The 237-nt window shown below is 46.4% G+C and carries 1 protein-coding gene; it reads left to right on the top strand.

What is annotated here, in order from left to right; translation table 11 throughout:
• Nucleotides 1-41: 41 nt before the first annotated feature.
• Nucleotides 42-237 (top strand): alpha/beta fold hydrolase (locus ACX6XY_RS30495; RefSeq protein WP_460337984.1); only part of this gene is annotated, 196 nt, incomplete at its 3' end.

Here is a 237-nt window from a genome sequence, read left to right on the forward strand (position 1 = left end):
GTATTCGTCTTGATCTTAGAGGACACGGCGAATCTGACAAAGTGCTTCACGGCCACACCATTTCCCAATATGCCCGTGACATAAGGGAATTTCTAAATGCAATAGAGCTTGACCATGTCGTTCTTGCCGGCTGGTCAATGGGCGCTTTTGTCGTATGGGATTATCTCAATCAGTTTGGGAATGATAACATTCAAGCCGCTGTGATCATCGATCAATCCGCTTCGGACTATCAATGGG

It is taken from the genome of Streptomyces sp. O3, assembly GCF_054788135.1.